We start from the raw sequence: 25608 nt of genomic DNA, 5'->3' as shown, positions 1-25608 counted from the left end.
TGGCCACAAACAAAGCAAGATCAACGAGCTGCTACCGTGGAATTACGTCAAATAGGTGGGATCAGCGCACCGCTTACTTTTTACTGGCATTCGCAAGGAAAGTAAGCTCAGCGAGTTGGGATTCACGTTTCTCGAACACGGCAACCCACACTTTCGCGAGAGACAATTCGTCGGCCAACCGTGAAACCTCCGCGGTAGAAGTGCCCCAACTTCCCGGCACGATCAGGATGGACGTTCGGCCATCCGCTGCGCGAAGGGCCGCCATCGCGAGGGTCTCCACGAGGTATCGGCGATGCCGCGTGCCGCGATGTGCTTTGCATTCCACAGCGGCGCCCGGTCGCCCGTGTCGCAGGACGGTGAAGTCCGACGGGACAAGGCTGTCCTTTGCGGTGCGAACGATTTCGATATCGTGACCGAGCCCGAGCTTTGAGGGATGCTGCCTTAGGAAGGTGAAAACGTCCTCCTCAAAGGCCATGGCTCGCTTCATCCGCTCATGCCCGGCGACACGTCGGCCGTGCTCCTGCTCGGCACGCCGCAGAGCGATGTCGAGTTGCCTTTTCGAGATCTCGCCTGAAAAAAACTTCGGCGCGAGTTCGTCAGCTAACGGCTTGGAAACAATTGACATCTGAGAAAGCTTGAGGACGCCGGTCATCGAAACCCGAAGCTCTTTTTCCGCAAGTGCTTTGGGCGCATTCTCTTTCATCCAATTTACTGCTGCGAGAGGGTTCCTGAGGCTCGCCGGCTCAACGCCGCGTAGCTGCGCTACATGTGCAAGCAGCTGGCTGGCGTCTTGGAAACCGTATTGAGCAGGGTCGTCGCAGGCAGCCGAAAGTGCCTGTCCGAAAGCGATCCAGTTACGGTTTTCGGAGAGCTTTCTCAGAGAAGAAATGGGTGCCATGTAGAGATGATAGCGAGAAATGCCGCAAGAAAACAGTGCTTTGTATGTTATTGTCAATAACGAATCGAGGGTGATGAAATGAAAATTGACCGGAAATCGCATCCGGTCGCGCGACGCGTTCAGATAGCTGAAGGGAGTTTGGACAAGGTTTCCGTCACTGATCTGGGGGATGCTGAGGATGTCATTGGACATACAAGAAATAACGAAAAAGTTTGTCGGCTTCCAAACCGAAAGCCCGGTCAATAGTCGTAGACTTCCTTGTCGTGTATCGGCACCGGGAAGGTTACTGTGACCTCATAGACGTCATCCTCCTCCTTCACCTGAACTTGGCCGTTCAGCTGCCTTGTGAACGCCAGGATCAATCGCGAACCAAGCCCCGTGCCCGCGTCGTTCTCTGTCGTGCCAATCGTGTTGGAGACCACCAACTTCGCATTCTCTGGTCCGTCATGCTCGAAGCAGATGGAGATATGCGCATCGCCCTTGGTGATCGTCGAGAGATATTTCAGCGCATTGGTCATCGCCTCGGACACCAGCAAGGTCAGCGGGGCGGCATCGTCGGCATCGAGGGAAATGGATTCGTAGCTCTGCGCGACCTTGATCTGCGAACTAGACACCAATCCGACAGAGAGAAGCTGCTCTACGATTTCCTTCAACAGGATGCCGGCATCGACCCGAACCAGATTGTCATTCTGATACAAGCTTTTATGGACCGTCGCCAGGCTGAGTATGCGTTCCTGAAGACGCTTGAGCACGCGTCGGGCGTCCTCGGTCTTGGCCTGTCGGATCTGCATGTTCATGATCGAGGAGATCAGCTGCAGGTTGTTCTTGACCCGGTGATGCACTTCTTTCAGCAGGATGTTCTGTTGTCGCAGCCCATCCTCCAGCGTCGCTTCGTCGCGCAGGATGGATTCCGCCATGCCGATGAAGGAGGTTTCCATCTCGACCAGTTCGGTCGGCACACCCGCACCAAGCGTGCCACGCGGCAGCGTACGATTCAGGGCGAAACGACGCATCTGACGACCGAGCTTGCGAATATGGGTGATTGCAAGACGGTTCAGCGCCCAAAAGGCGACGATCAGGCTCGCCAGCCACATGGCGATGGGCAGCAGCGTACTCAGTCGCGCGGAAACCCCTGACTGCAGGAGCGGCGTATCGGCGGGCCAGACGCTCATTGCATAGACGGCCTTCGGCACGATCGGCAGCACGGCATAGGCCCGACGATCACCCAGCGAGTTCTTGGCCTCGAAGACCTGCGCATCCTGACCCACGAAAAGCGACAGGGCGACATCCGCCGGATATTCCGGATCGGCGATCTCCAACCCGCGTTCCGTGGTCAGGATATCGCCATGTTGGTTGAGCGTAACCATGGCCAAGGGGGTCAGCGAATGCGGCGTCTCCTCTATCTGCTCGAAAGTGGCATGCGGAATTGAGATCGCCATGTAGCCGATCAGGTCACCCTTTTCATAAACCGGTGTGTTGATGAAGATGACAGGCTGCTTGCTGATCCCGCCGAATTGCGTCGATGTCGCCCGGCGCCAGGGTTCTTCCTGCAGCGCCTTGAAAGCGTCGCTCTGCGAGAAGTCATAGGGCCGAAGCTGGGATGAGCAGTTCATCTTCCCGTCGGCTTCCACGAAGCCCACCATCGAATAAAGATTGGTCGCAAGCATGTATTCGCGCAGGAAATCCGAGCAGCCCTCGCTGTCCCGGCGCCAAAGCCGGACCATCGGCGACAGCGCCTCCGCCGCGCCGAAGGCTTCCTGTATGATCTGACGTTCGGCAGAAGATGCCTGCTCGGTCACGGCCAGTAATGACAATTCCGCACTGACCTTGCTCTGCTCGGCGATCTGCCGCGTCTGGACCACCGCGATCAATCCGATCGGCAGCAGGGCCAGTGACAGAAACAGCAATACGCGGACAGCCAGTCCGCGCATCACATCGCCAGAGAAGAACCCGGAGGTCATTTTCAGAATGACGAGATCTTGGACGCCGAGAGAACCGACATGGTTGCGTCGTCAGTCATTTCGAGTGCCTCATCCTCGTTGAGTCCCATCAGCTCGGCCAGTCGCGCACGCGCGCGGTTGGTCCTGCTCTTGATGGTACCTACCGCAACCCCGCACATATCTGCAGCTTCTTCATAGGAGAACCCCGACGCTCCGACAAGAAGCAGTGCTTCGCGTTGTTCGTCCTTGAGCTGTGCCAGTGCCTTGCGGAAGTCGGTCATTTGCATGTGGCCGTCATGCGCGGGCTTTTCAGCAAGATTGTCCGTAAAGACACCATCGACATCGGCCACCTCGCGGTTGGCCTTGCGACGCGAGGAATAGTAGGTGTTGCGCAGAATTGTGAAAAGCCAGGCACGCATGTTGGTGCCGACCTGAAACTTCTCGATGTTGGTCCAGGCTTTCACCAGGGTATCCTGAACCATATCATCAGCGATCGCGCCATTGCGCGTGAGACTGATGGCGAACGCACGCATGGCCGGCAGATGCTCGACCAGCTCGTCCCGCGGATCAGGGGTATTCATTTTTCGGGACCCCTGTCCGCTTCCTGTTGTTTCAACTGATTGAGCAGTTCCTTGAAACGATCCGGAATGCCTTCCTCAAGTGTCTCTTCATACACCCTCTTGAGGTTGTCATCGATCACGCGTTCGCGCTCGTCTCTGTCACCTGCTTGCACCAACATGCCCTCTAGCTTCACGGCTTTATCCAAAATAAACTACGCATACTGGAACCAAACACAATGCTGGGATGTTTGGTTCCAAGAAAATTCAATAAAGGACCTCAATTGATGACCGATGCCACACAGACCCGCAGCATCAGCGATGAGCTGGGTGACAACATCCCATACCTGCGCCGCTTCGCCCGCGCAATGACCGGGAGTCAGACAAGCGGTGACACTTTTGCCGCTGCCGCGCTCGAGGCGATCCTTGTTGATCGCTCGGTGCTCGAGGGCCTGGATACCAAGACCGGGCTATTCAAGGTGCTTTATGGCATCTGGGCGAGTGCCGGTGCGCCTGTCGAGGAGGGTGAAAGCGGCTTGCAGGCGAAGGCGCAAAAGCATCTTTCCTCGCTAACAAACGACAGCCGCGAAGCGCTCCTTCTGCACACAATCGAAGGCTTTTCTTTCGAGGAGATCGCGCAAATCGTCGGGGTTGAGAACAGCGAGGCCGAGGAATTGGTGCGAATCGCCCGTCGCGAGATGGCGGACAGCGCTGCTGGTTCGGTCATGATCATCGAGGATGAGGCGATCATTGCCATGGATATCGAATCCATCGTCGCCGAGATGGGTCACCGGGTGACCGGCGTGGCCCGCACTCGTGCCGAGGCGGTGAAGCTGGGCAAGGCGGATGTGCCAGACCTGATCCTCGCGGATATTCAGCTTGCTGACAATTCTTCCGGCATCGACGCCGTCAACGATCTGCTCTCCGAACTTGGCATGCGTCCGGTGATCTTCATCACGGCCTTCCCCGAAAGGCTGCTGACGGGTGACAAGCCGGAGCCTGCCTTCCTGATCTCCAAGCCCTATACGGTCGATCAGGTGGTGTCGGCAGTATCACAGGCGATGTTCTTCTCCTCGACAGAGACGCTGAACGCCTGATCTCACCCGCTTAACGCGCATTGCGACCCTGCCTTTCTCGGCAGGGTCGCTTTGTTTTATGGCAGCAGCGACGGCATCTTGATCGTATCTCCACGCACCGGAACAATGACAGCCTTCTAGCGTTCTTCCTGACCTTGGCTTAACAAAGGGGACAGAGCGCACAACGAGTTAGACAACATTAACCGCATCTCCGGACGGATCATCAGGCCGGGGACGGAACACCGGAAAACGCGCCCTTGACCGCTGCTAACAAGGTATCACTGCTGAAGGGGCGGCTGACTAAACTGCAGCGCCGTTCGGGAAGGTTCAGGGCGGCAGGAAAGTCGCCGATCAACACCAAAGCCCAGGACCGGCCGATATCGCCCAGCGCTTCGAGTGCCGAGGTGACATCGCAACGGTCCGTGGAAACGACAGCGACCAGCGGCGAACGTGCCTTAGGCGCAACGTCAGGCAGATCGGTCAAAAGAGACAGTGTTGAAACACGGCATTCCGGAAACCCACGCTGCAGAATCTCGCAGATATCGGAACGGATGAAAGGATCTTCCTCGACGACAACGAATGTCATGGCAGCCTCCGATTGATAAAAGTCTTTTAACGTCAAATCGGCGCAAAGGCTTTAAACTAGGACATAGAGTAAGGTGAGTTCGGGATGACCATGGAATGTCGATATTGTCCACTGCGCCGTAAAGATGCCTTCAGTCCGCTCTCGCAGGATGAGATCGCGTTCATGCAGAAATTCAAGGCTGGGGAGCTGACCGTGGAACCGGGCACCCCCATCCTGATGGAAGGGTCGAATGCACCGCAGTTGTTCACGGCCCTGTCGGGCATGGGAATACGTGAAAAGACTCTCGCAAACGGTGAGCGACAAGTTATCAATTTCATCTTTCCCGGCGACTTCATCGGGCTTCAGGCCGGGCTACTCGGCGAAATGGGTCATTCCGTAGAGGCGCGCACCCACATGCGGCTTTGCGTCTTCAATCGCTCGGATTTCTGGAACCTATTCAAGACCCATCCTTCCCGGGGTTTTGACGTCACCTGGCTGGCCGCGGTCGAAGAGCATTTTCTGGGCGAAACCCTGGCCACCATTGGACAACGCACGGCGCTGCAGGCGATGGCCTGGGCGCTGGTGAAGATCTTTCAGCGCGGCGAAGCGCTCGACCTTGTGACCAACAACCAGATGGCGCTTCCCTATACGCAAAGGGACATGGCGGATTCTCTCGGTCTGTCACTCGTCCATACCAACAAGACGCTGAGCAAGCTGAAGGATCGACAGCTCGCATCTTGGTCAGACAAGGTGCTGCAGATTAACGATCTGTCGGCATTGGCAGAGGTCGCGGTGATGAATCTCGATAAGCCTCAGCCCCGGCCGCTGATCTGATCCTTGGGTTCGATGTCACCTTCGACATCGATGATCTTGTCAGCGGTGAACGCCCCACGCTCTCCTGGCGGACGCGGACGTCCGACCGTGCTGTCACGCTTGGTGCGCAGTTCGATCTGCGCGTTGAGCGAGGCACCGAGCAGGATGAGAAAAGAGCTGATCCAGAGCCAGATCAACATCGCAATAACTGCCCCGATCGAGCCGTAGACCTGGTTGTAGTTACCGAAATTCGCCACGTAGTAGGAGAAGGCAATCGATACCAGCGCCCAGGACAGGACAGCCAGAACCGCGCCACCGGTCAGCCACGGCACCCGCGCGCCGCGGCGATTCGGTCCGAAGCGGTAGAGCACGCCCACACCGGCCAGCAGCACGATCACGGCAACGCCCCAGCGCACGATATCAACGACCAGACTGCCAAAGGGGCCAAGCGGGAAGAACGCCAGCACCACCGGAGCGACCACGACGGCCAGCAGCGCCACGATCCCGACAGCGACCAGCGCGAGCGTGAGCATCAGCGCGCTGAAATAATGTCTCGCTAGGTTGCGGTTACGTTCGTAATAGACGTTGTTGAGCCCGATCATCATCGCACCGACCCCGGCCCGCGCCGACCAGAGTGCAATCGCCAGCGAAACGATACCGGCCCAGCCAAGCGCATCCGACCGAGCAGTGACCAAACCGACGACCTGCGTGTTCAGGATATCATAGACATCGTCAGGCAGCAGCCCTCGCATCTCTTCGAGCTGCGCGACGACAACCACCGGGTCCGAGATCAAGCCGAGCAGCGCGATCAGGGCCGCGAGCGCGGGAAACAGCGACAGCATCCCGAAAAAGGCAACCCCCGCGGCGATGAGCCCGAGGTTGTTCTCCGATATATGGGCGATGCTGGCTTTCAGCGCCGCCCAATAGACCCGCGGATCCGAAGGGGGTCTGGGGGCCATCGTTTCTCCTTCCACGTCGACGTCGGCACGCCGGTCACCTGGCGCCCTTCTCCACATCATCGCGGACCTGACCCCAAGCCACCAGAGTAAAGATTACCGTGCCGCCGATGATGTTGCCGCTGAGCACCGGCAGGAAGAACCCGAAGATCGCCTGTTCCAGACCGAGCGAGCCCTGCCAGAGCAGAACCGCCATCTCGACCGATCCCGCGACGATATGGGTAAAATCGCCCGCCGCGATCAGCCATGTAAAGGTCAGGATCAGGAAAAACGCCGATTCGTTGGCCTGTGGCAGCATCCAGACGATGAGTGCCACGATTACCCCGGCTGGTATCGCGCGCCAGAAGCTTTCATTGGCGGGCATGCCGGTAGCATGATGCGACAGCGCCTCGATTGCCGGCATCAGTTCGGGCGGCAGCGCCGAGGTGAACACGAACAGAGCGGCGACCGCGAAGGCACCGATCACGTTGGCCGATAGCACGATCGCCCACAGCCGCAGCAGGCTCAACACCCCTTTCATGGTGCGCTCCTGGATCACCGGCAGCACGGTGGTGATGGTATTCTCGGTAAACAGCTGCATCCGCCCCATGATGACGGCGAGGAAACCGAACGAATAGCCCAGGTTCTCGAAGAGGTAGCGATAGGTCGTATCGGGCAGGTAAGTCCGGAAAATTGCCTCACCGAGCAAGGAAAGGCTGATCATCATGCCCGCGGCCACGCCGGACCAGATCAGCGAACGTTTGCTGCGCGCCAGCTCTTCCTCGCCGTCTCTGCGTATCACCTCATAGATCAACCGCGGGGAAAGCGCAGCAGCCTCAGTAACCGACTTTTCTTCCGCTTCCTCTTCCACTTCTGTGGACGTGTGGCGCGGGGTGATCAATGGTGCCATTCGTTCTTCCTCTGGGACGATGCGTTTGACATAGTACGGTATATGCCTGCGCAAAGCGAAAACATCATCGCTCAGCGCTTGTCCCCTCCCGTGCCGCAGAGATAGAGGTTGGTCGATCTTACCCAATCAGGACGAGCCCGATGTCAGCCCAGCCCGATCTTCCCCTCGACGCGATCCGTGCACGTTTTGCCCATGTCGCGGAATGTCCGTTCAGCGGGCCGCGGATCTTTTTCGAGAATGCCGGCGGGGCGTTCACACTCAAAAGCGTCATAGAGACCTCCGCACGTTTCGCCGCGATACCGGACAATCAGGGCCGCGACAATGACGCCTCCCGCGCACTTGGCGAGATCATCGCGAAAGCGCGCGCCGACATGGCCATGTTCTTCAATGCTCCGGAGGGCCGGTTTTTCGTCGGGGAATCCGGTACAGAGCTGTGCTTCCGTCTGATCCGCACCGCGGTTGTCGGCAGCGCACCGGGCGGCAGCGTCATCGGTTCCTCCATCGAACACCCGGCTTCGCGCAGCGCTGCGCAGCACTGGTCCGGGATCACCGGGAAACGCTATATCAGTGTGCCGCATGATGACGCGACCGGACAGGTTACGGCCGAAGGCTATGCAGCACTGATGACCCCTGATGTGCGTCTCGCCACGATCCTGCACACTTCGCCGGTAACCGGCATCGCCAATGACGTCGCGGCCATCAGCGCCGCGATCCGTGATGTCGCACCGGGGACCTTCATCTTCGTCGATGGTATCCAGCACGCCTGTCACGGGCAGATCGATATCGCCAGCTATGACATCGACGGCTATGTAATCTCCCCCTACAAGGTTTTCTCGCGCCATGGCTACGGCATTGCCTGGGCTTCGGACCGGCTGACGGCTCTGCCAATCGAAACCTTGAAGGACAGCCCGTCGGGCAATTGGGAGATGGGCACCCGTGATACCGGCGCCTATGCGACCTTCTCCGACGTGGTGAACTATTTTGACTGGCTCGGCGGCGAGGTAAGCGACGCAAGCGACCGACGCGCCCGTATCGAGGCGGCCGGTGCTGCGATCCATGCTCATGAAGAGAGCCTGACCAGGGCGCTGATCGAGGGCACCGGCAACCTGCCCGGCCTGGCCGAACTGCCCGGCGTCACGATCATCGGCGGGCACGACAATCCCCATCGCGAAGGGCTGGTTACCTTTGCCCTGAGGGACATGCCTGCCGAACAGATCGTCGATCACCTCAACGCACAGGGCATCCGCACGCATATCCGCCGCGCCGATCATTATTCAGGAAATATCCTCACGCCGCTCGGGCTTGAGGCGGCGGTGCGGGTATCGCTTTGTCACTACAACACGCGCGACGAAGTCAGCGCCCTGCTGGCCGCGATGAAGGAACTGGCTGCCTGAAGCGACGCGCCCCCTTGCCAATGTCGTGCAGAGGCTCAAACATGCAGCCATGAATAGAAATCTCTCTGCCGCCATCGCCGCCAAACGTGACGACCTGATCGCCCTCACGCAGGACCTGATCCGCATCCCGACGCTAAACCCGCCGGGACAGGATTATCGTGCGATCTGCGAGTATCTAGACAAGCGCTTGTCGAAACACGGTTTCGATACGCAGCTGATCCGGGCGCATGAGACACCCGGCGACAGCAGCAAATATCCTCGCTGGAACATCGTCGCGCGTCGCGAAGGGGCGCATTCCGGTGAATGTGTGCATTTCAACAGCCATTCGGACGTGGTCGAGGTAGGTGCAGGCTGGACCTTCGATCCATTCGGCGCCGAGGTTGTCGATGGCAAGATCTACGGACGGGGCACCTGTGACATGAAAGGCGGGCTGGCCGCCTCGATCATCGCCGCCGAAACCTTTATCGAGACCCATCCCGATTTCGTCGGTGCCATCGAGATTTCCGGCACTGCGGATGAGGAAAGCGGTGGCTACGGTGGCGTCGCCTATCTCGCCGAAAAAGGATTTTTCGACCCTGCCCGCGTGCAGCATGTGATCATTCCCGAGCCCCTTCAGAAGGACAGGATCTGCCTCGGGCACCGTGGTGGCTGGTGGGCGGAGATCGAAACCAAGGGGGAGATCGCCCACGGCTCGATGCCCTTCCTTGGCGATTGTGCCATTCGACACATGGGCGCGGTCCTGTCCGAATTCGAAAGCAAGCTCTACCCCGCCATGGCGGCCCGGCGCACTGATATGCCGGTCGTGCCGGAAGGGGCGCGTTCCTCGACCATGAACATCAATTCGATCCATGGGGGGCAGAAGGAACAATCGGAGGATTTCACCGGTCTGCCCGCCCATTGCGTGCCGGATTCCTGCCGGATCGTGATCGACCGGCGTTTCCTCTCCGAGGAACCGCTCGATCAGGTCCGTAACGAGGTCACGGCCTTGCTCGAAGGGCTGCGGGAAACCCGGCCGGATTTCCGCTATGAGCTGACCGAGCTCAACAGCGTGCTGCCCTCGATTACCGATCGCGACGCACCGATAGTGATGACCGTGGCGCAGGCCATCGAAGACGTCATGGGCAAGGCACCCGAATATGTCGCGTCACCGGGCACCTATGATCAGAAACATATCGACCGGATCGGCCGACTGAAGAACTGTATCGCCTACGGGCCCGGCATTCTGGAACTCGCGCATAAGCCCGACGAATATGTCGGCATCGACGACATGATCGACAGCGCCTGCGTGATGGGCGCGGCGCTGGAAAGCCTGCTGCTGCCGAAGGGCTAGTCGAATGCGCTGACGGAGGCCAGCGTCAGCCCGTCGGCAATGGCGGTCAGTGCCGCGCCGCGATGCGCCTCCGCTTGCGGAAAGGCGCGATGCATCGCCATATCGACCACCGACATCAGACTGGAGCCGCCGACGAAGATCAGCTTGCTGACCTCCTCAGGTTCCCGTCCGGCCTGCTCCACCGTGGCGCGCGCCGCCGCGGCGATGCGCGCCGCCATTTCCGCCAGTGTCGCCCCCATGAGCGCTGCGGGCAAAGGCAGGCGCAAACCGCGTTCCAGCATGTCGAGCCTGATCTCCGGCGGAGCGCTCGCTTGCCGATCATTGGCTGCAATCTTGGCGTCCTCCACGGCAAAGGCGATGTCATGCCCAAGCTCCTCCTCGAGGGCCCTTAGCAATAGACCGAGCTTCTCGGGCTCGACCGCATGGCGGGCCAGATCCTGCGCCAGCCGCCGGGATTCCCTTGTGTAGAGGAACGGTATTTTCTGCCAAGTGGCGAGATCGGAGAAAATTCCATTCGGTGCCGTATGGGTATGACTGCCGAACATGTGCCGGACCTCGCTGCCCATGCCAAGATGCGGCATCACCTGGCTTAGGCTGAGCTCGCGATCGAAATCCGTACCCCCGAGGCGCAGGCCATGGCTCGCGAGAATTTCGATATCCGCGGCACCCTCCTGCCGGAACAGGGTAAAATCCGAAGTACCGCCGCCGATATCGACGATCAGGCCGAGATCGCCCGGTGCCAGCGCGTCGCGATTGGCCCGCGCTGCGGCCTCCGGCTCGGCCATGAAACGCACGTCATTGAAACCGGCGGCGTGATAGCATTCCTGCAAATCCACAAGCGCCTGCGAATTTCGGGTTGGGTCGGCGCTGTGAAACAGAACCGGACGCCCGGACAGCGCCCGCTCGAAGCGCAGGCCGCTCACCGCCTCGGCACGGCTTTTGACCTCTGCCAGGAAACGCCCGATGATGGCAATGAAATCCAACCGCTGGCCAAGCAGCAACCGGCTTTCGCGCATCAGCGACGTGCCGAGCAAGCTCTTCAGGGCCCGCATGTAGCGCCCGTCATCCCCTCCGATCAACGCCTCCTGCGCGGCGCGTCCATAGACAACGCGCCTTTCCTCGGCATCAAAGAACAGCGCGGTCGGCATGGTTTGCGCATCGGTTTCGATCCCGATCAGCCGCGCCTCTGTGTGCTGTACAAATCCGGCAGCAGAATTGGACGTGCCGAAGTCGATCGCCAGAGCCGCTGAATTCGCCATGATCAAGCACTCCGCGCCTGTTGGAAAGCCGCCAGCCTTAACGTCCCGTTTCACGCTATACAATCGGGGAACGCCGGATGATGCCGTTGCTAGCCAAACAATTGCAGAGCCATTAACGTCGCTGATAACAAAATCAGGGAGCCGCCATGTTTCATCTACGTCCTCTCCTCGTCGCCGCCGGTGCTGCCGCCCTTCTCGCCGGTCCGGCGTTGGCGCAGAAAACCGACATCACCGTTGCGATGCAGCTCGAACCGCCCCATCTCGATCCGACCGGGGCGGCCGCCGGGGCCATCGACCAGGTGCTTTATGCAAATGTCTTCGAGGGGCTGACACGCTTCACCGATGACGGTTCCGTCGTGCCGGGCCTCGCTTCGTCCTGGGAGGTTTCGGATGACGGTCTGACCTATACCTTCAAGCTGCAAGATGGGGTGACCTTTCATGACGGCAGCACGATGGATGCAGACGACGTGAAGTTTACCCTCGACCGTATCAATGCCGAAGATAGCACCAATGCTCAGAAGGGACTTTACGAGGCAATCTCCGATGTGAAGGTCATCGACCCGTTGACAGTCGAAATGACCTTGAGCAAGCCCAACGGCAACATGCTGTTCAACCTCGCTTGGGGGGATGCGGTGATCGTTGCTCCCGAAAGCGTCGATAATATCAAGCAGCAGCCGATCGGCACCGGCGCGTTCCGGTTCGACAAATGGACGCAGGGCGACCGGATCGAACTGTCGCGCTATCCGGAATACTGGGGGGAACCTGCGCAGCTGGAGAAGGCTACCTTCAAGTTCATCTCCGACCCGACCGCGGCCTTCGCGGCGATGATGGCCGAAGACGTCGATCTCTTCACCGGCTTCCCCGCCCCGGAGAACCTGCCGCAGTTCGAGGCGGATCCACGGTTCCAGGTGCTGGTGGGCTCGACCGAAGGGGAAACGATACTGGCGATCAATAACGCGAAGCCGCCCTTCGATAATGTGAAAGTGCGCCAGGCGCTCGCCCTTGCGATCGACCGGCAGGCGATTATCGAGGGTGCCATGTTCGGCTATGGTACGCCCATCGGAACCCATTTCGCGCCGCATCACCCGGCCTATAGCGACCTCACCGAACTCAGCCAACACGATCCCGAAAGGGCCAAAGCTCTCCTGGCGGAAGTGGGCTTAGCCGACGGGTTCGAGACCACCTTGCACCTGCCGCCCCCATCCTACGCCCGCCGGGGCGGCGAAATCATCGCAGCGCAGCTCGCGGCTGTCGGAGTGCAGGCCGAGATCATCAACGTTGAGTGGGCGCAATGGCTTGAAACCGTGTTCAAGGGAAAGAATTTTGGCCTGACGATCATCAGCCATACCGAGCCGATGGATATCGGGATCTATGGCGATGCTGATTATTACTTTCAATATAACAATGCGGAGTTTCAGGACCTGATGACCGAACTCAACGCCACCACAGAGCCCGAGGGGCGCAAGGCGCTCCTGCAGAAGGCTCAGAGGATCATCGCGGAGGATTACGTAAACGGCTACCTGTTTCAACTTGCCGCTCTTGCAGTGGCCAGATCGGGCCTGCAGGGGCTCTGGAGCAATGCGCCGACACAGGCCACGGATCTTACGGCAGTGAACTGGTCGGAATGAAGAACGGCAAAAAAGAAGGCGCCCGAAGGCACCTTCCTGAACTAAAATAACTGATAAAAACGTTCTATAGTGGAAAATTATTTTGTACCGGGAAGTCCTGCGGCTGCTTCCGAAACCATCGCATCAAGGTTCTGGTCGCAGACCTTCATGAAAGCTTCCATTGTGGCTTCGTCCATCGCCTCGGCTGTCATGTTGGACTCGGCGGTATTGCCACCGGTTGCTTCGACAGCTTTGGATTCACCGTCAATAACTGAACCCTCTTCGGATGTATCGTCGGTCGCTTCAGCGGCAGTCGTGTCGCCTACGGAATCTTCTACTGCCTTCGGCTCTCCGTCGCTGACCATGCCATCCGATCCTGCGTGAACTTCGGCAATTGCCATGGAGGCGACCTCCATCTGTTCCTCGGCGGTCAAAGCCTTGTACTCAGCGCAGGTCATCGAAGCGCTCATATGAGCAGCGGCGAATGCGGGAGCCGAGATGGTGCCCATCAAACCGGCAATGGCAAGTGTTTTCAACGTCGTCTTCATTGGTGATCTCCAGATTGCTGTTTCGTTGCAAAGTTAACTCTAGCTACTGACAATAGTTCCCATACTGTCGGTGTCACAAACCTGTGATGGATATCCGATGAGAGATGAATGCTCAGGTCAGATTGGCAGATAGCACCGCTATCCACCTCTGGACCCTGCCGCGATCCGCGCATAACGTCCTGCCGATGCTGCGCTATATTCTGAAACGCCTGTTGTCCCTGATCATCAGCCTGATCGTTGCCTCAATGGTAATTTTCATGGTGATCGAGATCGCGCCGGGGGATCCCGCCTCTTTCATGCTCGGGCTCAACGCGCAGCCCGAAACGCTTGCGGCGCTGCGCAGCGAATTGGGGCTCGACGGCTCGAAGTTGCAGCGCTACGGCGCCTGGATCGCGGGGATGCTGTCGGGTGATTTCGGCACCTCCTATACCTACCGCACGCCGGTGAGCCAGATGATCACGGCGCGGCTATGGGTTTCGCTGCCCCTGGCCCTTTATGCGCTGTGTCTGTCGACGCTGATCGCCTTTCCAGCCGGAATATTCGCCGCGTCGCGGCGCGGTCAGGTCGGCGACATGGGCGTGATGGGAGCCACGCAGCTCGGCATCGCAATCCCCAACTTCTGGTTTGCGATGATGCTGGTGCTGATCTTTGCGATCAATCTGCGCTGGTTCTCGGCGGGCGGGTTCGTGGGCTGGGATGCGGGCTTCTGGGCCGGAATAAAAGCGCTGACCCTGCCTGCGGTCGCACTTGCCCTGCCCCAGGCGGCGATCCTCGCGCGGGTCATGCGCTCTTCGCTGCTCGATGTGCTGGGCGAGGATTTCATGCGCAGCGCCCGTGCCAAGGGCCTGTCGTCGCGCCAGGCCTTGTGGCGGCACGGACTCCGCAACGCGCTGATCCCGGTCCTGACGATCATCGGGCTGCAGTTTTCCTTCTTGCTGGCGGGCTCGATCATCATCGAACAGGTGTTCTATCTGCCCGGACTGGGGCGGCTGGTCTTTCAGTCGATCTCGGCCCGCGATCTGATCGTCGTTGAGTCGGTGGTAATGCTGCTGGTTTTCTCGGTGATCCTGGTCAATTTCCTTGTCGACCTGGCTTACGCCGTCGTCGATCCACGGCTGAGGACGCGCACGTGAAACGTAATCTGATCCTCGGCGCCATACTCTCTGCAATCTTCGTCGCTGCTGCCCTCTTGAGCTTTGTCTGGACGCCCCACGACCATGCGGCGCTCGACATTCCCAGCAAGCTGCAAAGGCCGGATCTCAGCAATCTGCTCGGCACCGATCACTTTGGCCGCGACATCCTTAGCATGATCATGGTCGGTGCGCGTACCTCCATCGCGGTGGCCCTGGTGGCAGTCGGCATCGGCATGGGGCTCGGGGTGCCGCTGGGGCTTTGGGCAGCGGCGCGCAGCGGCACCTTGATCGACGAGATCATCATGCGCGGCAATGACCTTGTCTTCGCCTTTCCGGCGCTGGTCATCGCGATCCTGATCACGGCGGTCTTCGGCGCGGGCGCAATCAACGCGATCATCGCCATCGGCATCTTCAATATCCCTGTCTTCGCGCGTATCACCCGCGGCGCGGCGCTATCGCTCTGGCAACGCGATTTCATCCTCGCAGCCCGGGTCGCAGGGAAATCCGCAGCGCGCATTTCAACCGAGCACATCCTGCCGAATGTGGCGAACCTGCTGATCGTGCAGGGCACCATTCAATTCTCGCTCGGCATCCTTGCCGAGGCGGGGCTGAGCTATGTCGGGCTCGGAGCGCAGCCGCCGACACCGTCCTGGGGACGTATGCTCGCCGATGCGCAGACCATGGTCAGCATCGCGCCGCATCTCGCTCTGATGCCGGGTCTGGCAATCATCCTCACAGTGCTGGGGCTGAACCTGATGGGCGACGGGCTGCGCGACCATCTCGATCCGAGACTGCGGGTGGCGCGGATATGAGCTTGCTCGACATCACCAACCTGTCGCTGTCAATCCACGGGCTGCCGATCCTGCGCGACGTAACGTTGTCGATCACACCCGGTGAAATCGTCGCGGTCACAGGGGAAAGCGGTTCCGGCAAGTCGATGACGGCGCTGGCCGCCATGCAACTTCTGCCAAAGGGAAGCAGCACCAGAGGTCATGTCATGCTCGGCGACAGGGACCTCACGCAATTGTCCGAAACGACGCTCTGCGAGATGCGCGGCAATGACATCGGAATGGTGTTCCAGGAACCGACGACCGCGCTGAACCCGGTACAGACCATCGGCCGACAGGTGGCCGAGACGATCCGCATCCATCACCGCGGCATCGCCCGTGCCGAAGCATTTGAACGGGCTGCGGAAACCCTGCAGAGAGTCGGCCTCCCGGAGGAACACTTCCCGCTGTCACGTTATCCGCATGAACTTTCTGGCGGGCAGCGTCAGCGCGTCGTCATCGCCATGGCCATCGCCCTGCGCCCGCGTCTGCTGATCGCCGATGAGCCGACAACCGCGCTCGACGTAACAACCCAGGCGCAGATCCTCGAGTTGCTGACGCATCTGGCACGCAGCGAGGAGATGGGACTGATGATGATCACCCATGACCTCGCCGTCGTTGCGGACATGGCCGATCGGATCGTGGTAATGCGGCGGGGCGAGGTTGTCGAACAGGGCGAGACCGGGACACTGCTGCGCAACATGCGCCATCCTTATACGAGAATGCTGTTCGCCGCGTCGGATCACAAAGTTGTCCTGCCCCCTGCGCCAGCGCCCGTGCCGTTCCTTGAGGTCAGCGACGTCACCCGCGCCTACAGGACAACGCGCAAGAGTGTCTTCGGCAGGCCAGGCACTTTCGAGGCAGTACGTAATATCTCCTTCTCCCTGCAACGTGGAGAGCGGCTCGGACTCGTGGGTGAATCCGGCTGCGGGAAATCTACCCTGACACGCGCCATCCTCGGGCTCGAACCGGTGCAAAGCGGCAATATCACGCTCGATGGCGCCCCTGTGTTCAGTGGCAACCGACCCAACCTGGCTGTCCGCCGAAAGATGCAGGTGGTCTTCCAGGACCCCTTCGCCAGCTTCAATCCACGGCACCGGGTCGATCGGCTCATCACGGAGCCGTTTCACCTGCTGGCAGAACCGCCCCGGGGCGCAGCGCGCGCCAGCGCCGTCGACGAGGCACTCACCGCCGTCGGTCTCGGACCAAGCGACGCACGGAAATACATCCATGAATTTTCCGGCGGCCAGCGCCAGCGGATCGCCATCGCCAGGGCGCTGATCATCCGTCCGCAACTGATCCTTTTCGACGAGGCGGTGAGCGCGCTTGACGTTTCCGTGCGCGCTCAGATCCTCGATCTGCTGGCCGAACTCTGCGCTGCCTATGATCTCAGCTACCTGTTTATTTCGCACGATCTGTCGGTCGTGCGCAGCGTCACCGACAGGGTATTGGTGATGAAGGCCGGAGAGATCGTCGAACAGGGTCCGACGAATACGGTCTTCGAAAACCCGTCCCATCACTACACAAAATCGCTGATCGCCGCGGCCCCGACCCTGCCGGATATTTTCGCAATCCCGCGCTCCCAGCCGAAAGGATATTCATGAACGCCCCCGATGCTCTCTGGTTTGACCCTGCCCTCTGCCTGATCGGCGGGGCCTGGGTGCCACCGATCTCCGGTGAGACCTTGAAATTGATCAACCCGTCGGACGGCAGCGAGCTGGCCCGCCTCGCGAAGGGCGGCGCCGCGGATATCGACGCGGCGGTGACCGCCGCGCAGCAAGCGCGCGACGGCCATTGGGGGCGCTTCTCCGCATTGGAACGGGGCCGCGTGCTGACCCGGATCGGGCAGCTTGTTCTTGAGCGCGTCGATGCACTCGCGGAACTCGAAGCGCTCGATGTCGGCAAGCCCTTGTCGCAGGCCCGCGCCGATGCGGTGGCGCTGGCCCGTTATATGGAATTCTACGGCGGCGCCGCCGACAAGGTCCATGGCGAGACAATACCCTATCTCGACGGCTACACCGTCTATACCTTGCGCGAGCCGCATGGCGTCACCGGGCATATCGTGCCGTGGAACTACCCGATGCAGATCATCGGCCGCTCTGTCGGCGCGGCGCTGGCGATGGGCAATGCCTGTGTCCTGAAACCGGCAGAGGAGGCCTGCCTGACTGCGCTTGCCTTTGCCCATATCTGTCTCGAAGCCGGGTTGCCTGCCGGTGCGCTCAACGTGGTGCCGGGGCTTGGCAGCGAAGCCGGGGCAGCCCTTTCCTCACACCCGGGACTACAGCATATTTCCTTCACCGGCTCGGTGGCGACAGGCGCATTGATCCAACAGGCCGCCGGGCGCAACGTGATTCCGGTAACGCTGGAACTCGGTGGGAAATCTCCACAGCTCGTGTTCGACGATGCCGACCTCGAAGCGGCGCTGCCCTTCCTGGTCAATGCCGGCGTTCAGAATGCCGGGCAAACCTGCTCTGCCTCCTCTCGCATCCTCGTGCAGCGCGGAGTCTACGAAACTGTGAAGGACCGTATGGCGCAAGATTATGCCAAGCTTACCGTCGGTCCGGCGCTGGATGATCAACGTCTCGGGCCGCTGATATCGATGCGCCAGAAGGAGATTGTCGAAACCTTCCTCGCCAAGGGCGCTGACCTTGAAACTGCCGCCACCGGGACGTTGATCGACGCGCCCCATACGGGCGCGTATGTTCTGCCGACCCTGTTTGCGGATGTCGCGCCGGACCACCCCCTCGCGCGGGATGAGATCTTCGGTCCGGTGCAGGTGCTGATCCCGTTTGAGACCGAGGAAGAAGCGGTGGCGATCGCCAACGGTACAGACTACGGGCTCGTCGCGTCCGTCTGGACCCGCGATGGCGCCCGCCAGATGCGCCTCGCCAAGCAGCTGAAATCCGGACAGGTCTTCATCAACAACTACGGTGCCGGTGGAGGCGTCGAACTGCCCTTTGGAGGCGTTGGCAAATCCGGCCATGGTCGAGAGAAGGGATTTGAGGCATTATACGGCTTCTCGCAATTGAAGACCGTGGCTGCCTATCATGGATAAGGGGGACAGCATGCGACTGACTGGAAAAACGGCCATTGTCACCGGCGGCGCTTCGGGTTTCGGGGCCGGCATCGTGCGGCGGTTCCTGCAGGAAGGCTGCCGGGTAATGATCGCAGATATCGATGGAGAAGCCGCCCGCCAACTTGCGGTCGAAATGGGCGATCACGCGGTTGCGCAGCAGGTCGATGTCGCGGATGGCATATCGGTGCGTGAAATGGCGCTGGCGGCGCATGACACATTCGATCACGTTGACATCCTGATCAACAATGCCGGCATCACCCATCTGCCCGGCGCGCTTGAGGAAATCTCTGAAGAGGAATTCGACAGGCTCTATCGGGTCAATATGAAATCCGTCTATCATACCGCCCGCGCCTTGGTGCCGCATATGAAGGAGCGAAAACAGGGTGCGATCCTCAACGTGGCATCTACCGCCGGCGTCTCGCCCCGGCCGAGGCTGAACTGGTACAATGCGTCGAAAGGCTGGATGATTACCGCGACAAAGGCCATGGCCGTTGAACTTGCGCCCGATAATATCCGGGTCAACGCGATCAACCCGGTGGCGGGAGAAACCCCGCTTCTGAAGTCTTTCATGGGCGAGGATACACCGGAGATCCGCGCGAAGTTCCTCTCGACCATTCCGCTGGGTCGGTTCTCGCAACCCGAGGACATGGGCAACGCAGCGCTGTTTCTCTGCTCCGACGAGGCCAGCATGATCACCGGCGTCGCCATGGAAGTAGACGGCGGGCGCTGTATCTGAGCTGCTGCGCCTGCGTAACGACAACGGGTAGGTTGAGATGATCGTTGGGCCGAGAAACCTGATCACCGATGTGCCGGGCCTTCGCGTAGGCAATGCCCAGGATGAAAGCCTGAAATCAGGAACGACCGTGCTGTTGGGGGATAAACCGTTCACCGCATCGGTCCATGTCATGGGCGGCGCACCCGGCACCCGCGAAACTGACCTGCTGGCGCCGGACAGGACCGTTGGCGCGGTCGATGCGCTGGTTCTGTCGGGCGGGTCGGCTTTCGGGCTCGATGCATGTTCGGGGGTCGTCGATGCGCTGCGCACCGCGGGTCGCGGGTTCCGGCTCGGCGATGCGGTGGTGCCGCTGGTGCCGGGCGCGATCCTGTTCGACCTGCTCAACGGCGGTGACAAAGGCTGGCGGGAAAATCCTTACCGGGCGCTCGGGCGCGCCGCTTTTGAGGCGGCAGACGTTGAATTTGCGCTGGGAAGTGTCGGGGCCGGGACCGGCGCTTTGACGGCTATGCTGAAGGGCGGGCTCGGCTCGGCGTCTCTGCAACTGCCGGATGGGAGCATGGTCGGCGCATTGGTGGCGGCCAATCCGGTCGGCTCCGTCACCACCCCGGGCGAGCGGCATTTCTATGCCGCGCCCTTCGAAATCGACGCCGAATTCGGCGGTTGCGGAACGGACCCTGCAAGTGGCCTCGGCCGCGACCTCCAGAGCCGGAAAATGGCTACGATGACCGGGCGGGAGAACACGACGATTGCGATCGTCGCCACCGATGCCATGCTCAGCAAGGCCGCCTGTCACCGAGTCGCCATCGCGGCCCATGACGGCATTGCGCGGGCCACCGTTCCGGCCCATACGCCCCACGACGGAGACCTGGTGTTCGCGCTCAGCACCGGAAGCGGTCACGAGGGTGATACGGCGCTGATCGGACATGCCGCATCCCTGTGTCTCTCGCGCGCGATTGCCCGAGCGGTATATGCCGCAACCCCGGCGCCCGGCGATCTGCTGCCTTGCTGGTCCGAGTGCAATTCCTGATCGCAATCGGAAACCTCTGCTTCAAAGGTCAGCAGGTCGCCATACGGGGGCGTATGGAAATGGATTTCAGATCGCGTCGGGTTGGTTCACCGGAGCCGCCCTTGCCAATGCCGGGATCGCCATACAATTCTCGTGGATCCGCATCACGGTGGGATAGTGCGCCATATCGACGTCGAACCGTGCGTTATTGAGAACCTGCGCGTAGAGACAGAGATCCGCCATGCCGACGCTGTCGCCGTGGCAGAAATCACCGGTCTCGCTCTCCCTCGCAAGTCGCGTTTCCAGCGCCTGCATCCCGGCGTTCGCCCATTTCCGGAACCATGCCGCCTTGCCCGCAGCATCAACGCTGAATTCGTTCTCCAGATGCTTCAGAACACGCAGGTTGTTGACCGGGTGAATATCCACCGCAACGATCTGCGACAGGCTGCGCACCCGCGCGCGTCCCCAGGGATCAGAGGGCAGGATAGGCGGCTCGGGATGGGTCTCGTCAAGCCATTCCAATATGGCCAAAGATTGCGGCAGCGCACCCTCCGGCGCCACTAGGGTGGGAACCAGCCCCGATGGGTTGAGCGCCAGATGCGCCTCGCTCGCCTGCTCTCCTTTAAGCAGCGACAAAGGCACGTAATCATAGGCCAGCCCCTTCAGGTTCAGCGCCGCGCGCACCCGTACCGAGGTCGAGGAACGAAAGTAATTGTGCAGGGTGAATTGGCTCATGTGCGGTCTCCGATTGTGACTTCAAGCTCCCCTATGCCATCAATTCCCCCGGTGATCACGTCCCCAGGCACCACGGGTCCGACCCCGGCCGGTGTACCGGTCATGATCAGATCCCCGGGCGCCAGTGTCACCGCCTGTGAAAGGATTGCCACCTGCGCGGCAACCGGCCAGATCTGATCCGCAAGGTCAGCCTGCTGACGTAGTTTCCCGTTCACGGAAAGCCATATCTTGCCGCCTGACAGCGAAGATACGTCGACAAGCGGTCGGATCTCCCCCACCGGGGCGGATTGATCGAAGGCCTTGGCCCAATCCCAAGGTCGCCCCGCGCCCTTGGCAGCCCTCTGCAAATCCCGACGGGTCATGTCGAGCCCGACAGCAGCGCCCCAGATATGCTCCTGCGCTTGTGCCTCGCTGATTTCGGCGCCGCCCCTCCCGATGGCCAGAACCAGCTCGATTTCGTGATGCAGATCCTCCGTGAGCGGCGGGTAAGCTATCGTGCAGGGCGTATCGATGACCGCATCCGCCGGTTTGGTGAAGAAGAACGGCGGCTCGCAATCCGGATCATTGCCCATCTCACGGGCATGCGCTGCATAATTACGCCCGACGCAGAAAACGCGGCGAACCGGGAACCGCTCCGCCCTCCCCTGCACCGCAAGGCTGGCCTGCTCAGGCGGGTCGAATATGTACATCGTGCGGTTCTCGCTGTGGCCGGTGTGTCAGTGGTCCGGTCAACCATGGCCCTGTGGGTGATCCAGTCAATGGCTTTTCGGGATACCTTGGCACAGCGCGTGTCAGTTCGTGAATATTCCTGGCTGGGATAGTGATACCACCCATAGAACAAGGGTTACTCACCGCCCTGTTCGAGACTAAATTCCTTGTCAAAACCCTCGGCTGATATTAAAGCCCCTATCGGGGCCGCTGTAGCTCAGCTGGTAGAGCACGTCATTCGTAATGATGGGGTCGTAGGTTCGAGTCCTATCAGCGGCACCATTTACCCGATTATATGTGCTTGAGGGCGAATGGCCCGACCTCTGGCTGACGCCACCTACATAAAGGTGCGCCGCGGCGGGGTTCGGGGCAGCCCTCGAACCGATGGCGGGCAAATCCCTCACCGTCAGCGTCTCGGCAATAGTGGCCGTTGCCATCAACCTGGATGGCCGCCGCGAGGTTCTGGGCATCGCCGTCCAGCGCAACGAGGCCGAGGTGTTTTGGGACGAGTTCCTGCGCGCTCTGGCGGATCTTGGCCTTCGCGGCGTCAAACTGATCATCGCGGATGAACACAAAGGCCTGAAGGCCGCAGCCGCCAAGGTGCTGGGTGCCACGATCCAGCGCTGCCGCGTGCACTTCATGCGCAATGCCTTGGCCTGCGTCGGTAAATAGGACCGGTCCATCGTCACTGCGGCGCTCAGGACGGCCTTTGACCAAGACACGCTGGCAGATACCAGGGAACACTGGGCCAAGCTGATTAGGGCCTTCCGTCCACGCCATGCCAAGCTCGCCGAACTGATGCTGCGCGCCGAAGACGACGTGCTGGCCAACAAGACTTTCCCGCAGGCTCACTGGCGGCAAATCCACTCTACGGATGAGATCGGCAAGACTTTTCTGCCGGAATCCTCTATTCTTCGGCAGTGCGGTCGACCTCGGGGCGAAGCCTGGCGCGTCGGCTGGAAGCGTCACCGGGCAGCCCATTCAGTCCCTGCCGGTTTGAGGCGGCCGCACACCCGCCCTGTTTTGGATGGTGTGGCCGCCAGGCGGCCACGAAGTGCTCGTAGCTTTTCTCCGCTTGCTCAGCGATCTTGGCTTCCTGGTGGCGCAGCTCCTTCACATTGTAGGCATAGCTTGCACCACGCCGAATGCCCTTTTTCTGCGGCTGCCCGGCGGCCAGTTCCATGGCGCGGCGCTTGTGGGCCACCAGGCTGGGCCGGGTCCAGCGATAATCCTCGCCTCTCGTCAGCATGTGCCAGCAAAGGGCCGCAAGCTTGCGCGCCACCGCGACGGCGGCAATCTGATGTCCGCGCCGCGCGCGGATTCGGATGAAGAAGGCGCGCAACGGTCCCGGCGCTTTCGCCGCGGCCCAGGCCGCCTCGACCAGCATGGCGCGGGCATGGCTGCGACCGGCCTTGCTGATCCGGCCATGGCGGGCGGGTCCCAGACCGGACTGGCGCACACGCGGGTTCAACCCGAAATAGCTCACCAGTTTCTGCGGCGACTTGAACCGCTCGATGCTGCCGATCGCCGCCAGCAGCCCGGCGGCAACCGCCAGGTTGACCCCGGTGATCGTCAGGAGGCGCTGGATCTCTTCGTCCTCCAAGGTGTCCTGGGCGATGTCGCAGTCGAGTTGAGCAAGGTCCTCTCCGAGCCGGTCAAGTTCGCGGATATAGCGCGCAATCGCGGCCCGTTCATTTTCCGGCACCGGCTGGCGGGCCAGCCAGTCGCGGCGGCGCTTGTTGAAGAGATCGACATGCGGGCACTTCGGGATCAGATGCGCATGCAGGATGGCATGCACCTCGTTCTTGATCCGGGTCTGGTGCCGGACAACCTGATAGCGGCGCGCCACCAGCCTGCGCATCCGCTCTGTCGCCGCATCCGGGGTCCAGTTTTCCGGCATGTAGTCGGCCGCATGCAGGCTGGCCAGAGTCCCGGCGTCGACCTTGTCGGTCTTCACATGGGCATGGGCGATCGCCTTGACCTGAAGCGGATTGGCAATCACCACCCGCTTCACATAGGGCGACAGGATCCAGGACACCGCCATGCAGTTCCGGTCGCCTCAATCACCAGCTCGTCCGTATTCCTGAGTTGCCTGCCGAACCCCTCCAGGGCCGTGCGGGTCATCTCGACCCGGCCTTCGTGCCGGGTCAGCCCATTCTCCCAGATGGGTAATCCCCCCCGATATTAAGGGGATGCGGAGGTAGAATTTTCTCGGCAGGATGAACGAGGGGATTCCAATGAAGAAGACACGATTCACAGAAGCGCAGATCATGGGCGTGCTGCGCCAGATGGAAGGCGGCGTTCCTGCTGCCGAGCTGTGCCGCGAACATGGCATGAGCAGTGCCACGCTTTACAAATGGCGGGCCAAATATGGCGGTATGGATGCGAGCCTGATCAGCGAGAGCGAGCCTTGTCCGCCATTGGTCCGAGGACAATGGCGAGCGCGATGGCCGAGGAGAACCGTCGCCTGAAGCGCATGTTTGTTGATGTCAGCATGCAAAACGACCTGCTGAAGGAGGCGCTCGGAAAAAAATGAAGCGGCCAGCTCAACGCCGAGAGTTGGCCGCGAAAGCGGTGGCGATGAAGGGCGTCAGCATCGCGCTCGCGTGCCGGGCATTTGACGTCAGCGAGACCTGCTACCGATACAGCCCCAAGCTGGACGATGAGAATGAGCAGATCGCCGACCTGCTGCTTGGGCTGACGAAGGCGAAGAAGGCCTGGGGCTTCGGCCTGTGCTTTCTCTACCTGCGCAATGTCCAGGGGTGAGCCATTGGGGTGCCATTGGTCCGAGCGACAATGGCGAATACTGGAACCACAAGCGGGTCTACCGGATCTACCGCGAGCTGGAGCTGAACCTCAGGATCAAGCCGCGCAAACGGCTGAAACGGAAGAAGCCCGACGAGTTGGTCGTGCCAGAACAGCGGAACGAAGTCTGGTCCATGGACTTCATGGCAGATCGCCTCGGCCCCTCTCGGGCCATTGCTCCGCAATGCCCTGCCGGGCAATGGACAGTCGCCAGTTCCGCCTGCTGAACGTCCTGGACGACTTCAACCGCGAAGGCCTCGGCATCGAGATCGACTTCTCGCTGCCCGCCGAGCGGGTTGTCCGGGCCCTGAACCAGATCATCGAATGGCGTGGCGCACCAAAGACGATCAGGGTCGACAACGGCCCGGAATATATCAGCGGCACCCTTATGGAATGGTCCGAGCACAAGGGTATCGCGCTGGCCCATATCCAGCCGGGAAAACCGCAACAGAACGCCTATGTCGAGCGCTACAATCGGACGGTCCGGCATGAATGGCTCGACCTCCACATCTTCGAAACTATCGACGAGGTGCAGCAGATTGCCACCGAATGGCTCTGGTCCTACAACAACATCCGCCCCAATATGGGCAACGGCGGCATGACGCCCGTCCAGAAACTGAGAATGGCCGCGTATATTCTACGACTAAGCCCCCGTAAAAACGGGGAGATTACCCCAGCAGCACCTCGCTCATCGGCGCGTCGCTCGGGATCACCGGGATCGCGTCGCCGCCATGCATCAGCTCGCCGACC

General features: G+C 60.6%; 22 protein-coding genes, 1 tRNA gene and 3 pseudogenes. 14 read left to right on the top strand and 12 right to left on the bottom strand.

Features of this window, described 5'->3' with window-relative positions:
* Positions 1–73 precede the first annotated feature (73 nt).
* From ACFSUD_RS18315 to ACFSUD_RS18300, 4 genes are read right to left on the bottom strand one after another with little or no spacing between them, the layout of a single operon-like run.
* Positions 74–1090, bottom strand: coding sequence for a hypothetical protein (locus ACFSUD_RS18315; RefSeq protein WP_386375951.1), 1017 nt, complete (start codon positions 1088–1090; stop codon positions 74–76).
* A gap of 47 nt (positions 1091–1137) precedes the next feature.
* Positions 1138–2829, bottom strand: coding sequence for a sensor histidine kinase (locus ACFSUD_RS18310; protein ID WP_386375950.1), 1692 nt, complete (start codon positions 2827–2829; stop codon positions 1138–1140).
* Between the two features lie 32 nt (positions 2830–2861).
* On the bottom strand, positions 2862–3419 hold the full coding sequence (locus ACFSUD_RS18305; protein ID WP_386375949.1) for an RNA polymerase sigma factor: 558 nt from the start codon (positions 3417–3419) through the stop codon (positions 2862–2864).
* Positions 3416–3592: a NepR family anti-sigma factor gene (locus tag ACFSUD_RS18300; RefSeq protein WP_386375948.1), complete on the bottom strand. Its 177-nt coding sequence runs from the start codon at positions 3590–3592 to the stop codon at positions 3416–3418. Before ACFSUD_RS18300 ends, ACFSUD_RS18305 begins: the two co-directional genes overlap by 4 nt.
* Positions 3593–3682: 90 nt before the next feature.
* On the opposite strand from ACFSUD_RS18300, the gene ACFSUD_RS18295 reads away from it, so the two are divergent.
* Positions 3683–4492, top strand: a complete 810-nt coding sequence (locus ACFSUD_RS18295) for a response regulator (RefSeq protein ID WP_386375947.1) — start codon at positions 3683–3685, stop codon at positions 4490–4492.
* A 202-nt stretch (positions 4493–4694) separates the two neighbouring features.
* Here the strand turns inward: ACFSUD_RS18295 and ACFSUD_RS18290 are convergent, their stop codons facing one another.
* On the bottom strand, positions 4695–5057 hold the full coding sequence (locus ACFSUD_RS18290; protein WP_386375946.1) for a hypothetical protein: 363 nt from the start codon (positions 5055–5057) through the stop codon (positions 4695–4697).
* 84 nt (positions 5058–5141) lie between these two features.
* Here ACFSUD_RS18290 and ACFSUD_RS18285 point away from each other — a divergent pair, with 84 nt between their 5' ends.
* Positions 5142–5870, top strand: a complete 729-nt coding sequence (locus ACFSUD_RS18285) for a Crp/Fnr family transcriptional regulator (RefSeq protein WP_386375945.1) — start codon at positions 5142–5144, stop codon at positions 5868–5870.
* On the opposite strand, the gene ACFSUD_RS18280 is transcribed toward ACFSUD_RS18285, so the two are convergent.
* On the bottom strand, positions 5849–6808 hold the full coding sequence (locus ACFSUD_RS18280) for a YihY/virulence factor BrkB family protein (protein ID WP_386375944.1): 960 nt from the start codon (positions 6806–6808) through the stop codon (positions 5849–5851). The two genes, ACFSUD_RS18285 and ACFSUD_RS18280, sit on opposite strands and share 22 nt — an antisense overlap.
* Positions 6809–6842: 34 nt before the next feature.
* Positions 6843–7694 (bottom strand): formate/nitrite transporter family protein, encoded by an 852-nt coding sequence (locus tag ACFSUD_RS18275; RefSeq protein WP_386375943.1) that lies wholly within the window; start codon positions 7692–7694, stop codon positions 6843–6845.
* A 140-nt stretch (positions 7695–7834) separates the two neighbouring features.
* Here ACFSUD_RS18275 and ACFSUD_RS18270 point away from each other — a divergent pair, with 140 nt between their 5' ends.
* Positions 7835–9088: an aminotransferase class V-fold PLP-dependent enzyme gene (locus ACFSUD_RS18270; protein ID WP_386375942.1), complete on the top strand. Its 1254-nt coding sequence runs from the start codon at positions 7835–7837 to the stop codon at positions 9086–9088.
* 49 nt (positions 9089–9137) lie between these two features.
* Complete coding sequence (locus tag ACFSUD_RS18265) at positions 9138–10418, top strand: acetylornithine deacetylase/succinyl-diaminopimelate desuccinylase family protein (RefSeq protein WP_386375941.1); 1281 nt, start codon at positions 9138–9140, stop codon at positions 10416–10418.
* On the opposite strand, the gene ACFSUD_RS18260 is transcribed toward ACFSUD_RS18265, so the two are convergent.
* A complete protein-coding gene (locus ACFSUD_RS18260; RefSeq protein ID WP_386375940.1) occupies positions 10415–11677 on the bottom strand; it encodes an Hsp70 family protein in 1263 nt (420 codons plus the stop codon). The two genes, ACFSUD_RS18265 and ACFSUD_RS18260, sit on opposite strands and share 4 nt — an antisense overlap.
* 146 nt (positions 11678–11823) lie before the next feature.
* On the opposite strand from ACFSUD_RS18260, the gene ACFSUD_RS18255 reads away from it, so the two are divergent.
* A complete protein-coding gene (locus tag ACFSUD_RS18255) occupies positions 11824–13305 on the top strand; it encodes an ABC transporter substrate-binding protein (protein ID WP_386375939.1) in 1482 nt (493 codons plus the stop codon).
* A 77-nt stretch (positions 13306–13382) separates the two neighbouring features.
* Here ACFSUD_RS18255 and ACFSUD_RS18250 read toward each other — a convergent pair whose 3' ends face one another.
* Positions 13383–13832, bottom strand: a complete 450-nt coding sequence (locus tag ACFSUD_RS18250) for a hypothetical protein (protein ID WP_386375938.1) — start codon at positions 13830–13832, stop codon at positions 13383–13385.
* A 185-nt stretch (positions 13833–14017) separates the two neighbouring features.
* Between ACFSUD_RS18250 and ACFSUD_RS18245 the strand changes: the two genes are divergently transcribed.
* The 6 genes from ACFSUD_RS18245 to ACFSUD_RS18220 are packed head-to-tail and all read left to right on the top strand — an operon-like array spanning position 14018 to position 20631.
* A complete protein-coding gene (locus ACFSUD_RS18245; protein ID WP_386375952.1) occupies positions 14018–14965 on the top strand; it encodes an ABC transporter permease in 948 nt (315 codons plus the stop codon).
* Positions 14962–15777 (top strand): ABC transporter permease, encoded by an 816-nt coding sequence (locus ACFSUD_RS18240; RefSeq protein WP_386375937.1) that lies wholly within the window; start codon positions 14962–14964, stop codon positions 15775–15777. Before ACFSUD_RS18245 ends, ACFSUD_RS18240 begins: the two co-directional genes overlap by 4 nt.
* A complete protein-coding gene (locus tag ACFSUD_RS18235) occupies positions 15774–17396 on the top strand; it encodes an ABC transporter ATP-binding protein (RefSeq protein WP_386375936.1) in 1623 nt (540 codons plus the stop codon). Before ACFSUD_RS18240 ends, ACFSUD_RS18235 begins: the two co-directional genes overlap by 4 nt.
* Positions 17393–18847 (top strand): aldehyde dehydrogenase family protein, encoded by a 1455-nt coding sequence (locus ACFSUD_RS18230; protein ID WP_386375935.1) that lies wholly within the window; start codon positions 17393–17395, stop codon positions 18845–18847. The genes ACFSUD_RS18235 and ACFSUD_RS18230 overlap by 4 nt, the downstream gene beginning before the upstream one ends.
* A gap of 10 nt (positions 18848–18857) precedes the next feature.
* Positions 18858–19604, top strand: coding sequence for an SDR family oxidoreductase (locus ACFSUD_RS18225; protein WP_386375934.1), 747 nt, complete (start codon positions 18858–18860; stop codon positions 19602–19604).
* A gap of 37 nt (positions 19605–19641) precedes the next feature.
* A complete protein-coding gene (locus tag ACFSUD_RS18220) occupies positions 19642–20631 on the top strand; it encodes a P1 family peptidase (RefSeq protein ID WP_386375933.1) in 990 nt (329 codons plus the stop codon).
* Positions 20632–20697: 66 nt separating this feature from the next.
* Here the strand turns inward: ACFSUD_RS18220 and maiA are convergent, their stop codons facing one another.
* Together maiA and ACFSUD_RS18210 are read right to left on the bottom strand one after the other, a co-directional pair.
* Positions 20698–21345: a maleylacetoacetate isomerase gene (gene maiA / locus ACFSUD_RS18215; RefSeq protein WP_386375932.1), complete on the bottom strand. Its 648-nt coding sequence runs from the start codon at positions 21343–21345 to the stop codon at positions 20698–20700.
* Positions 21342–22034, bottom strand: coding sequence for a fumarylacetoacetate hydrolase family protein (locus ACFSUD_RS18210; protein ID WP_386375931.1), 693 nt, complete (start codon positions 22032–22034; stop codon positions 21342–21344). The genes maiA and ACFSUD_RS18210 overlap by 4 nt, the downstream gene beginning before the upstream one ends.
* Before the next feature lie 225 nt (positions 22035–22259).
* Between ACFSUD_RS18210 and ACFSUD_RS18205 the strand changes: the two genes are divergently transcribed.
* Both ACFSUD_RS18205 and ACFSUD_RS18200 read left to right on the top strand, forming a co-directional pair.
* Positions 22260–22335, top strand: a tRNA-Thr gene (locus tag ACFSUD_RS18205).
* An 18-nt stretch (positions 22336–22353) separates the two neighbouring features.
* A pseudogene (locus tag ACFSUD_RS18200) lies at positions 22354–22935 on the top strand (transposase); the annotation flags it as partial.
* Between the two features lie 139 nt (positions 22936–23074).
* Here the strand turns inward: ACFSUD_RS18200 and ACFSUD_RS18195 are convergent.
* Positions 23075–24219: pseudogene (locus ACFSUD_RS18195) on the bottom strand (IS110 family transposase); the annotation flags it as partial.
* Positions 24220–24290: 71 nt separating this feature from the next.
* On the opposite strand from ACFSUD_RS18195, the pseudogene ACFSUD_RS18190 reads away from it, so the two are divergent.
* Positions 24291–25489, top strand: a pseudogene (locus tag ACFSUD_RS18190) (IS3 family transposase); the annotation flags it as partial.
* Positions 25490–25608: the final 119 nt, after the last annotated feature.

The sequence above is a fragment of the Sulfitobacter aestuarii genome (assembly GCF_042685005.1).
Taxonomy (GTDB): domain Bacteria; phylum Pseudomonadota; class Alphaproteobacteria; order Rhodobacterales; family Rhodobacteraceae; genus Sulfitobacter; species Sulfitobacter aestuarii.
This window is presented reverse-complemented; position numbering and strand designations above follow the sequence as displayed.

What these genes read in the sequence shown, in the direction of transcription:
- ACFSUD_RS18275 (WP_386375943.1), bottom strand. Translation starts at nt 7,694, where the DNA reads ATGGCACCATTGATCACCCCGCGCCACACGTCCACAGAAGTGGAAGAG.
- ACFSUD_RS18310 (WP_386375950.1), bottom strand. Translation starts at nt 2,829, where the DNA reads ATGCGCGGACTGGCTGTCCGCGTATTGCTGTTTCTGTCACTGGCCCTG.
- ACFSUD_RS18255 (WP_386375939.1), top strand. Translation starts at nt 11,824, where the DNA reads ATGTTTCATCTACGTCCTCTCCTCGTCGCCGCCGGTGCTGCCGCCCTT.
- ACFSUD_RS18220 (WP_386375933.1), top strand. Translation starts at nt 19,642, where the DNA reads ATGATCGTTGGGCCGAGAAACCTGATCACCGATGTGCCGGGCCTTCGC.
- ACFSUD_RS18225 (WP_386375934.1), top strand. Translation starts at nt 18,858, where the DNA reads ATGCGACTGACTGGAAAAACGGCCATTGTCACCGGCGGCGCTTCGGGT.
- ACFSUD_RS18230 (WP_386375935.1), top strand. Translation starts at nt 17,393, where the DNA reads ATGAACGCCCCCGATGCTCTCTGGTTTGACCCTGCCCTCTGCCTGATC.
- ACFSUD_RS18285 (WP_386375945.1), top strand. Translation starts at nt 5,142, where the DNA reads ATGACCATGGAATGTCGATATTGTCCACTGCGCCGTAAAGATGCCTTC.
- ACFSUD_RS18265 (WP_386375941.1), top strand. Translation starts at nt 9,138, where the DNA reads ATGAATAGAAATCTCTCTGCCGCCATCGCCGCCAAACGTGACGACCTG.
- ACFSUD_RS18250 (WP_386375938.1), bottom strand. Translation starts at nt 13,832, where the DNA reads ATGAAGACGACGTTGAAAACACTTGCCATTGCCGGTTTGATGGGCACC.
- maiA (WP_386375932.1), bottom strand. Translation starts at nt 21,345, where the DNA reads ATGAGCCAATTCACCCTGCACAATTACTTTCGTTCCTCGACCTCGGTA.
- ACFSUD_RS18315 (WP_386375951.1), bottom strand. Translation starts at nt 1,090, where the DNA reads ATGTCCAATGACATCCTCAGCATCCCCCAGATCAGTGACGGAAACCTT.
- ACFSUD_RS18295 (WP_386375947.1), top strand. Translation starts at nt 3,683, where the DNA reads ATGACCGATGCCACACAGACCCGCAGCATCAGCGATGAGCTGGGTGAC.
- ACFSUD_RS18260 (WP_386375940.1), bottom strand. Translation starts at nt 11,677, where the DNA reads ATGGCGAATTCAGCGGCTCTGGCGATCGACTTCGGCACGTCCAATTCT.
- ACFSUD_RS18290 (WP_386375946.1), bottom strand. Translation starts at nt 5,057, where the DNA reads ATGACATTCGTTGTCGTCGAGGAAGATCCTTTCATCCGTTCCGATATC.
- ACFSUD_RS18235 (WP_386375936.1), top strand. Translation starts at nt 15,774, where the DNA reads ATGAGCTTGCTCGACATCACCAACCTGTCGCTGTCAATCCACGGGCTG.
- ACFSUD_RS18280 (WP_386375944.1), bottom strand. Translation starts at nt 6,808, where the DNA reads ATGGCCCCCAGACCCCCTTCGGATCCGCGGGTCTATTGGGCGGCGCTG.
- ACFSUD_RS18210 (WP_386375931.1), bottom strand. Translation starts at nt 22,034, where the DNA reads ATGTACATATTCGACCCGCCTGAGCAGGCCAGCCTTGCGGTGCAGGGG.
- ACFSUD_RS18270 (WP_386375942.1), top strand. Translation starts at nt 7,835, where the DNA reads ATGTCAGCCCAGCCCGATCTTCCCCTCGACGCGATCCGTGCACGTTTT.
- ACFSUD_RS18245 (WP_386375952.1), top strand. Translation starts at nt 14,018, where the DNA reads ATGCTGCGCTATATTCTGAAACGCCTGTTGTCCCTGATCATCAGCCTG.
- ACFSUD_RS18305 (WP_386375949.1), bottom strand. Translation starts at nt 3,419, where the DNA reads ATGAATACCCCTGATCCGCGGGACGAGCTGGTCGAGCATCTGCCGGCC.